Here is a 13,874-nt window from a genome sequence, read left to right as displayed (position 1 = left end):
GTGGCATCGCGCCGGCGACCGAGAGCCTGCGGACGTCCACCGGCCGCCCTGCGCTGACTCGCCCACCTCTTGTTGTGCCACAACCGATTGCCGAACTCGTCGTACCGGGCGGGTGGCATCCGCCTGGTCACACTCGCGGCATGGCTGCAGATGGGTGATCGGACATGAAGTTCCTTGGCGCTGAAAGTGTTCGGACCCGGAGGACGCTATGCAGCAACAGCAACGTCCACCACAACTCTGAGCAAACGCTGGATGAACTATTCCATAGAAGTCCTGTCAATGGGATTGTTCATCCGACAACTGTTAGCGTGTCCCTCGCGGCCGGCGATCGCTGGACGCCCTGGACCTACGGACCTAGGAGATGAGCAGTCACGATGACGATGACGAAGCAGGTATTGGTCGGTGGCGAGTTCGTCACCCGGGCGCGGGCGGCGATGTCCGGGCTCGGAGAAACCGACAAGCGGGTGCTCGAGACGATCCTGCAGGACCCCGAGGCGGTGGTCCGCGCCTCGGCCACCGAGCTTGCCGCCCAGGCCGGCACAGCACAGTCGTCGGCCGTGCGGGCATGCCAACGCATCGGCTACCGCGGCTTTCAGGATGTGAAGCTCGCCATCGCACGCGACCTGGCCCGCCAACAGGACACCGACGTCAACCTCTCGCACGACGAACGAATCGACGAGGCCACACCACCGACCGAAATCCTCGACCGGATCCTGCGGCGCAGCGGCCACGCACTCCTCGATGCCACCCGCACCGTCGACGGCAAGCACTTCGCCCAGACGGTCGAACGCTTCTCGACCGCAACAAAGATCCTCGTCATCGGCAACGGGACATCGGTGGCGCCCGCCCACGACGCGGCGTACCGCCTGTCGGTGCTCGGTCTCACCGCCAGCGCCCCGGCCGATGTCATGACCCAACACCTTGCCGCGCGCCAGCTCGACGCCTCATGCGCGTGCCTGGTGATCAGCAACACCGGCGCCACCCGGGAAACCCTGACGGCCGCCGAGGCGGCGAAGCAGGCCGGCGCGTTCGTCGCCGCGATCACCAGTTACAGCAACTCGGCACTGACCCGCATCGCCGATGCCCCGCTCGTCGCCGGCGGCCCGGAATACGGGTTCCGACTGGCCGCAATGTCGAGCCGACTGGCACACCTCGGCGTCGTCGACGCGATCTTCGTCGGTATCGCAGCGCGTAGTCCCCAGCCCGCAGAGAACGCCCTCGACCTCATGGCCGATGTCACCGCCGAACACTCGCTCTGAAATCCCGCCCACAACAGACCCACTCTCAAGGAAGCCCACCCTGATGCTGCACAACTCTGTCCCGCCGATCACGCTGGCCGTACTGGACATGGCCGGCACCACCGTCGACGAACACGGAGCCGTCCGCACAGCCGTCCTCGCCGCCATCGATCACGTCACCGACGGCAACCGCCCCGCCGACTTCGACCACGTCTTCCACCGTGCCCGCGGCGGAGCCAAGACAACCATGTTCCGCGCCCTCCTCCGCGACGACGACCTCGCCCGCCGCGCCCACACCCGCTTCGAACTCGAACTCGAGAACGCGATCCGAGCGGGCGTCGTCGAACCCATCGACGGCGCCGCCACCACCTTCGAGGCCCTCCGCGACCGCCACGTCAAGATCGCCCTCACCACCGGATTCTCCGTCACCACCCGCCGCGCCCTCCTCGAGCACCTCGGCTGGACCGACACCGTCGATCTCGTCCTCTCCCCCGAGGACGTCGGCCGCGGTCGCCCCTACCCCGACACCGTCCTGACCGCGATCCTGCGCCTTCAGGTCGACTCCGTCGCCGCAGTCGCCGTCGTCGGCGATACCACCAACGACCTTCTCTGCGGCACCCGCGCCGGCGCCTCCGTGGTCGCCGGAGTGCTTACCGGCGCACACGACCGCGACACCCTCACCCACGCCCCCCACACCCACCTCATCGACGACATCACCGGCTTGGCCACGATCATCGGGGAGTAGTAGTTGTCCGGGTGAATCCAACTCCGGCGCACCGCCTTAGCCCGCAGGAAGGTCTGCACGGCAGGGTTTCGCCGAAGGAAGTCCAGAGCTTCTGCATCAACGCTCGAGCCCGGTCCGGTGGAGCCGATCAGGGTGCGTGCGGCGACCAATTTCCCGGATCCCGACTCGCCCACGATCGCCCGGCCCTCGCCAGGCGGGCTGGGCGTAATAGATCCTCTGCACCATAGTCTGATTCGCGAAACCAAGCTCGTCGAGGCATACCGCATCAATCGGCAAGCAACGCTCAGGGCACTGAACCGAATGGGTACGGTCTGGAATGGTACGTATGGCGCCCGGCGTCGGGACCCATGCCGCCCCGGCGGTGCTGCTCCGACACGTATCGACGACGAGGAAATGAGCCTGCGCGAATCGCGGGCTCCCACTGGTGTTGACGTCACCCGCACCTCCTCGGAAGGTTCGGAAACACCAACGTGGATCAGCAGGGCCGGATACGCCGGATATGCCCTGCGACTACTTCAGCCACCAGCCTGAGATATCAGACCGTTCGAACATCACCGCGAAATATCAAGGAGGAAACTGATCATGTCTTCCACCGAACACAGCCGACAGACGGTTGTCGCAAACGGCCAGAGTTACATCGCGCCCCAGAAACCAACCGTCGTGATCACAATCGACGGATGCGCGGTCGAATACCTCACCGCAGCGCTCGAGAAGGGCTGTATGCCCAACCTGCAGGCGCTGCTCGACGGGGGCGCGTTCTCGGTCGACGCCCTGTCCGAGATGCCGAGCTTCACCAACCCGAACAACATCTCCATCGTCACCGGAGTAGCACCAGCGATCCACGGCATCGTAGGCAACTACTACCGTGACCCCCACGGTGTCGAACGACAGCTCACGCAGCCGTCCGATCTTCGCGCGTCGACAATCCATGCGGCCCTACATGCTCACGGGATCCCGGTACTCATGGTGACGGCCAAGGACAAGCTCCGCCGTCTCCTTAGCGTGGGAGGAGTGCCCTCGGTGAGCGTCGAGAAGGCAGATTCGCTGCCGATCGCACCCTACGGCGATGCGACGGCAGCCGACCTCGTGGGTAGGCCGGCACCGCACATTTACGACTGGGACGCAAGCATCTACGCCATGGACATCGGTCTCGCCGCGCATCGGCAAGCCGGTCCGATCGGATTGCTCTACGTCTCCTTCACCGACTACGTGCAACACCGCGAACCACCTGGATCGGCCCTCGCCAACCAGTTCTACAGCGCATTCGACGATCGCCTCGGCATCTACCTTGCCGAGGGCTTCCTTGTCGGGATCACTGCCGACCACGGAATGAATGCGAAACACAACCACGACGGGTCTCCCCGTCTGATCCTTCTCGAAGACGTCCTGCAGGAAGCTGGCATCAAGGGCCACGCTGTCTTGCCTATCACCGATCCCTACACAGCACACCACGGTGCACTCGGATCATTCGCCTGGGTATACGTTGACCGCACCGACCGTGATCGGGCGATTGAAATCATCGGGAATGCAGCAGGTGTCACGGAGGCCTACACCGGCAGGGAAGCTGCCGCGGCATACGAACTACCCAGCGACCTCATCGGGGACATCGCGGTCAGCGGTGACCGAAGCATGGTACTTGGCCGCTCGGCCTCCTTTCATGCAGCCTCGCCGCCCCCCGGCCACCTCAGATCCCACGGAGGTCGCTACGAACAGCCCATCCCACTGATTCTCAGTGAGCAACCGCGGCCCGAATTCCTCGGTTCACGTGCGGGGCGGCCACACCGCAACCGCTACATCCACGATCTTCTACTCAACGGATGCACGGAGCAACAAGAGGCACCGTCCGGCATCGGAAGTGTTCAAAAGCCGATCAGCGTTGCCCCATTTGGCGAATGACGACGCTCGGTCGCCACGTCAAACGACGAGGAGATCGGCTTCAATGGCCGAATCGCCGCTGCGGGCAGCTGTTCATCGGAATTCGGGCTGTCGTGCAACAGCCGGCATCGGACAGCGACTACGCCCTCCATCGAGCACGGCGCGGCATGATTGCGTTGGCGCCGCGAGGCCGAGAGTGAACACAACGTGATGACGCCTCCACCGATCGGCACACAACGCGCTTGGCTGCGTAACTGGGAACACCAAGGAGAATCTGGGGCACTCCGATCTCGAATCCGCCGGAGTATCGACGCACCGACGGAACGTGACATCGAGAACGGTGGCATCTCTCTGCGGGTCGGGATTAATGATGAGCTCCTCTGGTGCGGCGAGGATCGTCATGGTCTGTCCACAGCCGATGACATCCGCGCTGCCGACTCGGGATCCAGGAGTCGGTTCGATGCCATATTGTGCACTATTTCGCGGTGGAGACATCCCCTGAGCTCCCCACCGGCACGGTGCCGGAGAGCTACCTGCCCGGACCGCGATGGTGCCACAGATTGCGGCCACTAACGGCGGCTCGCCCAGTACGACAAAGATCATCACCACACCTTGAGGAAACCGTCATGACCAACGCGCAGCACCGGCCTGGCACGTCAAACACGGAAGGGACGGACGCGGAATACCTTCGACGATTCGGCTTCTCGTCGAAGCAGGACGTGGTCGCAAAATCCATCAGCCACTGGAATCCCGACAAGACCCGATTCTGGATCGATGCCGGAGTGCCCCTGATAATCGGTCGTCGCCATGGATACTTCATGTTCGACATTGACGGACACCGACTCATCGATGTCAGCCTTAACGGTGGCATCTACAACCTGGGCCACAGAAACCCTGAGATCATCGCCGCTGTTGTCGACGGGCTCGAGTACTTCGATATCGGTAGCCATCAGTTCCCGTCCGTGGCACGTACAGCCCTCGCCGAAGCCCTGATCGACGCCACCGAGATGGCGGTATCAAAGGTCGCTTTCGGTAGCGGCGGTGGCGAAGCCGTCGATATTGCGTTGAAATCGGCGCGACACGCAACTGGACGCCGCAAGGTCGTCTCGATCAGGAACGCCTATCACGGTCACACAGGCCTGGCAGTTGCGACCGGCGATCCACGCTACTCGCAGATGTTCCTGGCTGATCGACCTGACGAATTCGTCCAGGTGCCGTTCAACGACATCAACGCAATGCGGACCACGCTCGAACGCGAGGACGTCGCCGCAGTCATTCTGGAGACCATCCCAGCAACATACGGCTTTCCCCTACCCGATCCGGGCTACCTTCCAGCGGTAAAATCTCTCTGCGAACAGTTCGGCTCCCTCTATATCGCTGATGAAGTTCAAACGGGCATGATGCGTACCGGTCGCCTCTGGGCGATCTCCGGTTACGGAGTCACCCCCGACATAATCGTCAGTGCAAAAGGCTTCTCGGGAGGTATCTACCCGATCTCGGCGGTTCTCCTGAACCAGAAAACCTCCGCATGGCTCGACGAAAACGGGTTCGGCCACATATCGACCTTCGGAGGCGCCGAAATCGGGTGCATCGCGGCGCTGAAAACCCTTGAAATCACGACGCGCACCTCAACTCGGGAATCGGTGGTTCAGCTCGCCGAGGCGATGACCGCCGGCTTGGTTGCTATTCAGGACCGCTACTCCGACTGGCTACTCGAAGTCCGCCAGAACGGCCTCGTGATCGGGCTGAAGTTTGCCCAACCTAATGGCGCAAAGATCGTCATGAAGCATATGTATGCAGCTGGCGTGTACGCAAAGTTCGCCGCTCTCGATCCGAGTGTGCTGCAGTTCAAGCCGGGCCTTCTTCTCGACGAGGACCTTACCAACGAACTCCTCACCCTGACTGAAGCAGCGGTCGGCCAAGCCTGGTCGGAAGTACAGCGCGCTTGAATACGACACTGGTTGCAGAAGTGCAACGCGTTGCGATCGCCCGCTGCCTGGAGAACATCCGCCCGGCACCGTACAGCGGATGAGACCTGCAGATTCCGCCACAGCCCAATTCACAGATCCAGCGCGCACATTGCGGATTCTCGTATACGGATAGGTACCCAGACGTCGCGGCCAGCGGCGTGAAAATACCTGTCGTAACCCACATCACACCTTCTCGATCGGTTCAGGGCCGTGTCATATGATTTCCGCGCACTGACCGCCGTCCGGCGGCAACGCGGCGGCCTGGTGCTCCGACCTCGCCAGCCAAACCCCCAGCGGCTGGCGAGGCCGCCCACACTTCGACGGTCCGACTGGACCCGACTCGGGACCGTCGATGGGAACCCCGCCTCCCCGCGCCGCGGGATGGCGGGGTTCCACTTCCGGCCGTAGCTTACGCGAGGGGACGGTGTCATCTCCGCTGTTCAGGACCATTTCTTACTGGGGTCAAGGCTCGACTGGGACCAAACGCGAGAGCGCGGGCATGGAAGGGGAACCTACCGGGAACGCCGTCGCGCACCGACTCGATCACCCCGTCTGATGCTCACGATGACACGGACTCCGAGGTGGCATCGGTACACCTTGACGCGGTCACCCATATTCAAACCGTCGCGGTTTCCCGGATATTCGGTCATACGTCACGATGAACCCGTAGGAGTTCGGTGCGCAAGCCCTCCGGTACTACCGGGTTCTAGCGAACCTCCGAACAAACCTCCACAAGACAGATACAGTCCGATGCTCACCGGAACATGCAGCACACCCCGACCCGGGCAGAAACACGCTGCGAAGAACGCTCCCGCCCCTGGACTTTCACCCGGCGGTCCAGCCGCCGTCCATCGTGTACGCAGCTCCGGTTACCATCGCCGCAGCGTCCGAGGTCAGGAACGCCACGAGCTCGGCGACCTCGGCCGGCTCGATCAGTCTCTTGATCGCGGTGCGCGCCAGAAACACGTCTTCTGTGACCCGTTCCTCCGAGATCTCGTGTGCCCGAGCCTGTTCGGAGATCTGAGCGGAGACGAGCGCGGTCCGGACGTAGCCGGGATTGACGCAGTTGCTAGTCACACCGTGTTCGCCGCCTTCGAGTGCGGTCACCTTCGACAGGCCTTCGATGCCGTGTTTGGCGGCGACGTAGGCGGCTTTGTACTTCGACGCCCGCAATCCGTGCACCGAGGAGATGTGCACGATCCGCCCGAATCCGCGCTCGTACATCCCCCGTAGTGCGGCGCGGGTAAGCAGAAACGGCGCTTCGAGCATGAGGGTGGTGATGCGGCGGAAGTGTGCGGGGTCGAAGCTCTCGATCGGGCTCAGGTGCTGTATTCCCGCGTTGTTGATCAGGATGTCGACATCCAGGGTGAGCTCGGCCAGGGCGCCGGTGTCGGTCAGGTCCACCTGCCAGGCCTTGCCGCCGATACGCTCGGCCACCGTGGCTGCGGCGTCGCCGTCGAGATCGGCGACGGTGACCTCGGCGCCGGCGCTGGCCAGTCGCTCGGCGACCGCGGCCCCGATGCCGCCTCCGGCTCCGGTGACCAGCACGTGCCGACCGGTCGGGCCTCCATTGCGTTCGGCGACCCCGAGGGTGGCGGTGGTGGGTTGGGCGTCGTCGGGGTCCAATCGCTGCGCCAGGGCCAGCCCGGTACTTGCCATTGGTGTGGGTCGGATCGTCATCGCGCCACCTGCATGACCTCATCCCGGTCATCCCGGTCATTGTGGCGGTCGGCTGCATCCATGGTGGACAGGCTGATTCCTCGGGTCTCCCGGACGAACAACACCGCCACGAAGCTCACCGTGCACGCGATCGCCAGATACACCGCGATCGGGGTCGCGGAGTGGTAGTTCTTGAGTAGATTGGTGGCGATGATCGGGGCGAGTGAGCCGGCCGCGATCGAGGTCACCTGCGCCGCGAGCGAGACCCCCGAGTAGCGCATGCGGGTCGGGAACGATTCGGCCATGATCGCCGGTTGCGGGGCGTACATCATCGCGTGGAACACCAACCCCAGGGTGACGGCGAGGACGACGAAGACGGCGCGGCCGGTGTCGAACAGGGTGAAGGCGAAGAAACCCCAGGTGGCGCTCAGGGCGGCCCCGGTGAAGTACACCGGTCGCCTGCCCACGCGATCGGCGATCGAACCGAACATCGGCATCACAATCAAGTGCACCACGTGCGCGATCAGTAGCCAGGCCAGGATCGATGCAGTGTCCATTTTCACGACGGTCTTGAGGTAGGTGATCGAGAACGTGACGACCAGGTAGTACATGATGTTCTCGCCGAACCGCAGCCCCATGGCCGAGAGCACGCCCCGCGGGTAGCGCTTGACCACCTCGAGCGCCCCGTAGGACACCTGCTGCTCCCGCTTGGCCTCCTGCTGCGCCTCGATGAACAGCGGAGACTCGTCGACCTGTGTCCGGATGTAGTACCCGACGAGCACGATCACCGCGGAGAGGAAGAACGCGATCCGCCAACCCCAGCTGAGGAACGCCGCGTCGGAGAGGGTGTTGGTCAGGATCAACAGCACGACGGTGGCCGCCAGATTTCCGCCGGGCACCCCGGCCTGCGGCCAGGACGCCCAGAAGCCGCGGGACCGGTCGGGGCACTGCTCGGCCACCAGCAGCACCGCGCCGCCCCATTCTCCGCCGACCGCGAAGCCCTGGACGAAGCGCAGCAGCACCAACAGCGCCGGAGCCCAGTAGCCGATCTGGCCGAAGGTCGGCAGGCAGCCCATCAGGAAGGTCGCGACGCCGATCATCATGATCGAAATCTGCAGCAGGTGTTTGCGGCCGAGCCGGTCACCGAAGTAGCCGAAGACGATCCCGCCGATTGGGCGGGCCGCGAAGCCGACCGCATAGGTGACGAACGCCGCGATGATCGCGTCGTACTCACTTCCGCCGGCCGGGAAGAAGACCTTGTTGAAGACCACGGTGGCGGCGATCCCGTAGAGGAAGAACTCGTACCACTCGACGACCGTTCCCGCCATCGAGGCAGCCACGATCTTGCGTAGCCCCGTGGGACCCGCGGCGAACTCGTCTTGCTTGACCATTTGTGGACTCCTGTTGTCACAGCACACCGTCAAAGTGATGTGCACCACGCTCACCCGAAGTCTCACTGAAGGAAAAAGCACACGCAATAACCAACTTTGCCCATACAATCTGCGTTCATGCACATTGATCGTCTCGACGCCAGCAGCCTGATCACACTGCTCGCCGTAGCCCGGACCGGCCGCTACACAGCCGCAGCCGACCTGCTCGAGATCAACCACACCACCGCCTCCCGCCGCATCACCGCACTCGAGCAGACACTGGGGGGACCGCTGCTCGCTCGCGGTCCCAGCGGCTGGGAGCCGACCGACCTCGGCAAAACCGCCCTGCGGGCCGCCGAACAGATCGAGTCGACACTGGCCGGGTTGCACAGCGAATCTACCGACGCCCTGCACGGCACTGTGCGGATCGCGGCGACCGACGGATTCAGCGCCCGCATCGTCGTCCCCGTCGTGGCCGCACTCGGACACGAAAATCCGTTGTTCTCAGTCGATCTCATCACCGTCACCCGGCGAGCCCCCTCGACGTACTCGGGTATCGACATCGAAGTGGTGGTCGGTAGGCCGAACACCTTCCGAGTCGAGCCGATACTGCTCGGCAAGTACCGGTTGGGCCTGTACGGCTCGTCCGACTACCTCGCCGCCGCAGGAATCCCGAATGAACGCAGCGACCTCGTCGGCCAACCCCTGGTGTACTTCATCGAATCGATGCTCACCGTCGACGACCTCGACTCCGCCAGGCTCCAGCTGACCCAGATGACGGACCGACTCAACTCGACCAACGTCCTGATCCATGTCGAGGCGACCCGTGCAGGCGCCGGCCTGGGCCTGCTCCCCTGCTTCCTCGCCGACGACTGCCCCGACCTGATCCGTGTACTGGCCGATGATGTGTGGGAAGACCTCGAATACTGGATGGTCGTACGCCCCGAGGCCGCACGTCGACGCGAGGTCATCGCAGTCGCAACCGCACTACGTGAGCGCGTGCACACCATGCGCGCACAACTCCTCGGGCAGTCCGCCTCACGACACGGCTCCGATCCCGGGACCACCGCGACACCCGAGCCGATCCAGTCGTCGACCTGACCTGTCGCGTCCCTGCCGACAGATACGGAACGCACGTACGCGCACATCGCCACCCAAAAAGACGGTTTTACGTCTGCAAAATCGCAGATCGAGGGTGCGGAACTAGTTATTGAACTTGCGGTCGGTGAGCACGAGTATTTGTCAGGCGCCCCGCAAGTGAGTCGCATCACAAGAGATGACGTTCGCGGTCCATATCACAAGGAAGTGGTATGGCCATGAGGAGGAATACCACGCCATGAACAACCGTGACACCGACCGCCACTACGTTATGAACCGGCGGTCCGCGCTCGTCACCGCGGGCGGGCTATTCGCCGCCGGCGCTCTCGCCGCCTGCGGCACCAACGCGTCCTCCAGCCCCGCATCACAGAGCGCTAGCGTGGTACCAGGCCTAGAGCCGATCGCTGACAATTGCCTCGACCCCACTATGGCGAATCAGGCCGCGACCTACCGCAACATCGACCGTCAAAAGCTGGGAACACGCGTCATTCCCCGGGATCCGAACCGCACCAGCCCGCTACCTGGGAGCGGAAAGTCACTGAACGGCCTGCGCTACACCTACAAGGGGACCGAACGCACCCTCGACAGCTTCGTGGCCGACAACCGGATCAGCGGCCTACTGGTACTCAAGGACGGCGCGATCGTCCACGAGCAGTACGCGATGGGTAACACTGAAACGTCGCGGTGGACGTCGATGTCCATCGCTAAGTCCGTTACTGCAACGTTGATCGGGGCGGCCTTGGTCGACGGCGCGATCGGCAGCCTCGACGACCCGATCCCGCAGTATGTTCCCGAATTGAAGGACAGCGCCTACAAGGACAACACGATCCGGCAAGTGCTCCAAATGGTCTCGGGCGTCAAATGGGTCGAGGACGGTGCCAACGACCCATACGGCGACAACGACATCGCACGGATGTTCAACGGGGTGTACGGCAACGACCCCAGCGCAGTGATGGAACTCATGCGAACCCGCCCGCGGGCAGCGGCACCGGGCACCGTCTTCAACTACTCCACCGGCGAGGCCTACGTAGCCTCCACACTCTTGGCGAACGCGACCGGGAAGACAGTCAGCGACTACCTGTCGGAGAAGATCTGGCGCCCCGCTGGCATGGAAGCTGACGGCTACTGGATGCTCGACAATCCCGGCGGCCGCGAGTTGGGCGGAAGTTGCTTCCAGGCCACACTGCGCGATTACGGCCGCTTGGGACAGTTCATTATGACGCCCCCTGAGGGAGTCCTGCCGAAGGGGTGGCGGGACGAGGCCGGCAAACCCCAATCGCCGATCACTCAATACGATATGTACCCCGACGATCCAGACCACTACGGCTACGGCTACTACTGGTGGTGTTTTCCGCCGGGCGTGGTCGGTGCGCGTGGACCCGCGCCGACCTTCATGGGAATGGGTCACGGAGGGCAGAGGCTCTACATCAACCCGTCGGAGCGCGTGGCGGCTGTGCTGTGGAGCGCCTGGCCGAACAAGCAAGGGCGCGATGACGAGTTCTTTGTGGTGCTCGACGGGGTGGTCAACGCACTACGTTGATTGCGTTCCCGCGGAACCGGTCCCGTTGGCACAAGGCCCCTTACGAGAATTCGAAGCCGACGGCCGCGGGGTGGCCGATTCGGCATCTCGAGGTTCCCTTGTGCGGCACGACCGGAGGGTCTTGGCTGTCCGAACTTTGTAGGCCGGTCACGTCGCATTCTCGAGCTGGCGACTCCGGCACCGATTCGTTACCCGAGTTCTGCATCTGAGTACACACACATTTTCCCCGAGTTCAGTGAGACACATCCGTTTACGGAGGTACTGAATGGTTACGAAGGAGTACCTGAAATGTCCACCATATCCACCACCGGCCCCCGAACTCCGGGCCGCCGAGCCGCCGCACTCGCCGCACTCGCCGCAGCAGGACTTATCCTCGCCGCGGCCGCACTGTCCGCGTGCGGCACGGACACGTCGCAAACCAGCGACCAAGCCAGTGATGCAAGCTCGTGTACCGACCTGGCGGGCACCAGCATCCCGGCCTCAGCCATCGGGTTGCCGACCAGCGGCGGGTATGTCGCACGAGCACAGCTGGTGTCGGCGGAGGGCACCGGCGAAACGGCGACCGCTGAATACTGCGAGGTACAAGCGGCCCTGAAACCCGTGGATCCGAACGCGCAGAACATCACAATGACGATTGGGCTGCCCACGAACTGGAACAACAAAGCGTGGATGCTCGGAGGCGGCGGCTACAACGGAACCGAGCGAGTGGTCGGCGGATCTTGGTGGGACGGCGGCACGCCTCTGATCACTCGGGGATATGTGACCTTCGGCAGTGATTCCGGTCATGTCGGGCGTTCGATTGACGGCCACGGTCTGGACGGTTCATTCGCGCTCGACGGCAACAAGGAGACGATCGACAACTACACCGGCGATGCTCTGAAAAAGACACATGATGCTGCAGTGTTTTTGATGAACGCGCGCTACGGCAAGACACCGGAGCGCATCTATTTCGTCGGCGGCTCCACCGGCGGACGGGAAGCGCTGCAGGTCGCGCAGCAATGGCCCACCGACTTCGACGGGGTGGTGTCTATGGCCCCGGCCTGGAACGGTGCCTCCCTCGACCTCGAATTCGGTCGGCTGACCAACGTATTCTCCCAGCCGGGTGCGTGGCCGAACCCGGCTAAGCAGACACTGATCTACAACGCTGTCATGGACGCCTGCGACGGCAACGACGGAGCCTCCGATGGCCTCATTTCCAACCCTGGCGGCTGCCATTACGACCCGCACGTTCTGCGCTGCCCCGACGGCACCGATACCGGCGACACCTGCCTGTCCGACGTACAGGTCAATGCCCTCATTGCCGCGGACGGCTCGCTGAAGGTGAACTACCCGCTCGCCAGCGGAGAAACCGGATACCCGGGCTTCCCGTTCTTGTCCGGGATGGAGATGCGGGACCCGAAGGAAGACATCGGCTCGAAGCCACCGGCCAACCCCACATCCAGCGGCAGTGGATTCTATATGAGGTTCTGGGAGCAGTGGATCCGCAACTTCGTCACCCAAGACGCGAAATACAACGCGCTGACCGTAGACCCGCAAAACCCCGGACAGTGGCAGCAACGGATCAGCGAACTGACCGAGCGCCAGGACATCAACAACCCCGACCTGAACGCGTTCGCCACAGCAGGCGGCAAGATGCTGATAGTCCACGGGACGTCGGACCAGATTGTCAGCTACCGGTCCACCGTGGACTACTTCAATCGGGTACAGGCCACCATGGGATCGGAAGCAGTGAACGATTTCGCTCGCCTGTATCTGGTTCCGGGCTTTGACCACTGGACCAAGGCCGTCGCGTTCAACCCCCTATGGGATTGGGCTGCGGCTCTGGATAACTGGGTCGAAAACGACCAGGCCCCACAAAGCCAGGTGGCATCCGACACCACGGCCGAAGGAAACAACCGCACCCGCCCCCTGTGTGAATACCCGGCCTGGCCGAAGTACAACGGCACCGGTGACGTGAACCAGGCCAACAACTTCACCTGCGTCACCGCACCCTGACAGCGGCGCAGCACGTAGCGTTCGGCCCCGGGAACAGAACGACCGGCTGGACCGGGTCTGCCGAATTGGCTAGAGACCTGAATCGCGGTGGGCCAGTCGGTCTCGGGACGATTGGTTGCTCTGCCCTGGAATTAGGTGATGAAGACATGCACAGCCTCACGCCCGGTCATCCCGAGGACTGAAATCTGCGATTCTTAACTGAAGCCAAATTTTCTGTACTAAATGATCCACGCCATAGCAAGGAGTGTCCGATGAGTTTTCCCAAGGTCGAGTTGGCCGCCAACGCTCGGGCCCTGAGAAGGCCACGACGCGGGCTTCCTACGGCGCTTCACCCTGATTCTCAACGAAAACGGCCTTCCGGCGGTGGGCCAGGCCCACTCTTCA

9 protein-coding genes are annotated in these 13,874 nt (G+C 63.3%); 7 read left to right on the top strand and 2 right to left on the bottom strand.

Annotated elements, in window-relative coordinates; all coding sequences use genetic code 11:
• The first annotated feature begins 374 nt into the window (after positions 1-374).
• The 4 genes from ACFWAY_RS16300 (at position 375) to ACFWAY_RS16285 (ending at position 5,807) form a co-directional block, all read left to right on the top strand.
• On the top strand, positions 375-1,259 hold the full coding sequence (locus ACFWAY_RS16300) for a MurR/RpiR family transcriptional regulator (RefSeq protein WP_378511254.1): 885 nt from the start codon (positions 375-377) through the stop codon (positions 1,257-1,259).
• Positions 1,260-1,302: 43 nt separating this feature from the next.
• Complete coding sequence (locus ACFWAY_RS16295) at positions 1,303-1,983, top strand: HAD family hydrolase (RefSeq protein ID WP_378511253.1); 681 nt, start codon at positions 1,303-1,305, stop codon at positions 1,981-1,983.
• A gap of 582 nt (positions 1,984-2,565) precedes the next feature.
• The gene (locus ACFWAY_RS16290; protein ID WP_378511252.1) at positions 2,566-3,879 is read left to right on the top strand and encodes an alkaline phosphatase family protein; all 1,314 of its coding nucleotides are present in this window, start codon (positions 2,566-2,568) and stop codon (positions 3,877-3,879) included.
• A gap of 605 nt (positions 3,880-4,484) precedes the next feature.
• Positions 4,485-5,807, top strand: a complete 1,323-nt coding sequence (locus ACFWAY_RS16285; protein ID WP_378511251.1) for an aspartate aminotransferase family protein — start codon at positions 4,485-4,487, stop codon at positions 5,805-5,807.
• An 846-nt stretch (positions 5,808-6,653) separates the two neighbouring features.
• Here ACFWAY_RS16285 and ACFWAY_RS16280 read toward each other — a convergent pair.
• Together ACFWAY_RS16280 and ACFWAY_RS16275 are read right to left on the bottom strand one after the other, a co-directional pair.
• Positions 6,654-7,508 carry a 3-hydroxybutyrate dehydrogenase gene (locus ACFWAY_RS16280; protein ID WP_378511250.1) on the bottom strand — a complete coding sequence of 285 codons (855 nt, stop codon included), beginning with the start codon at positions 7,506-7,508 and terminating at the stop codon, positions 6,654-6,656.
• Positions 7,505-8,878: an MFS transporter gene (locus ACFWAY_RS16275; protein ID WP_378511249.1), complete on the bottom strand. Its 1,374-nt coding sequence runs from the start codon at positions 8,876-8,878 to the stop codon at positions 7,505-7,507. Before ACFWAY_RS16275 ends, ACFWAY_RS16280 begins: the two co-directional genes overlap by 4 nt.
• 117 nt (positions 8,879-8,995) lie before the next feature.
• Here ACFWAY_RS16275 and ACFWAY_RS16270 point away from each other — a divergent pair, with 117 nt between their 5' ends.
• From ACFWAY_RS16270 to ACFWAY_RS16260, 3 genes are all read left to right on the top strand, one after another.
• Positions 8,996-9,958, top strand: coding sequence for a LysR family transcriptional regulator (locus ACFWAY_RS16270; protein ID WP_378511248.1), 963 nt, complete (start codon positions 8,996-8,998; stop codon positions 9,956-9,958).
• Positions 9,959-10,133: 175 nt separating this feature from the next.
• A complete protein-coding gene (locus tag ACFWAY_RS16265) occupies positions 10,134-11,495 on the top strand; it encodes a serine hydrolase domain-containing protein (protein ID WP_378511247.1) in 1,362 nt (453 codons plus the stop codon).
• Positions 11,496-11,783: 288 nt separating this feature from the next.
• Entirely contained in the window at positions 11,784-13,490 is a 1,707-nt protein-coding gene (locus ACFWAY_RS16260; protein ID WP_378511246.1) for a tannase/feruloyl esterase family alpha/beta hydrolase, read from the top strand.
• The last annotated feature ends 384 nt before the right edge of the window (positions 13,491-13,874 follow it).

This window comes from Rhodococcus sp. NPDC059968 (genome assembly GCF_042738615.1).
In the GTDB taxonomy this organism is placed as follows: Bacteria; Actinomycetota; Actinomycetes; order Mycobacteriales; family Mycobacteriaceae; genus Rhodococcus_F.
The sequence above is the reverse complement of the archived record's forward strand: the minus strand, read 5'-3'. Positions and strand labels throughout refer to the sequence as shown.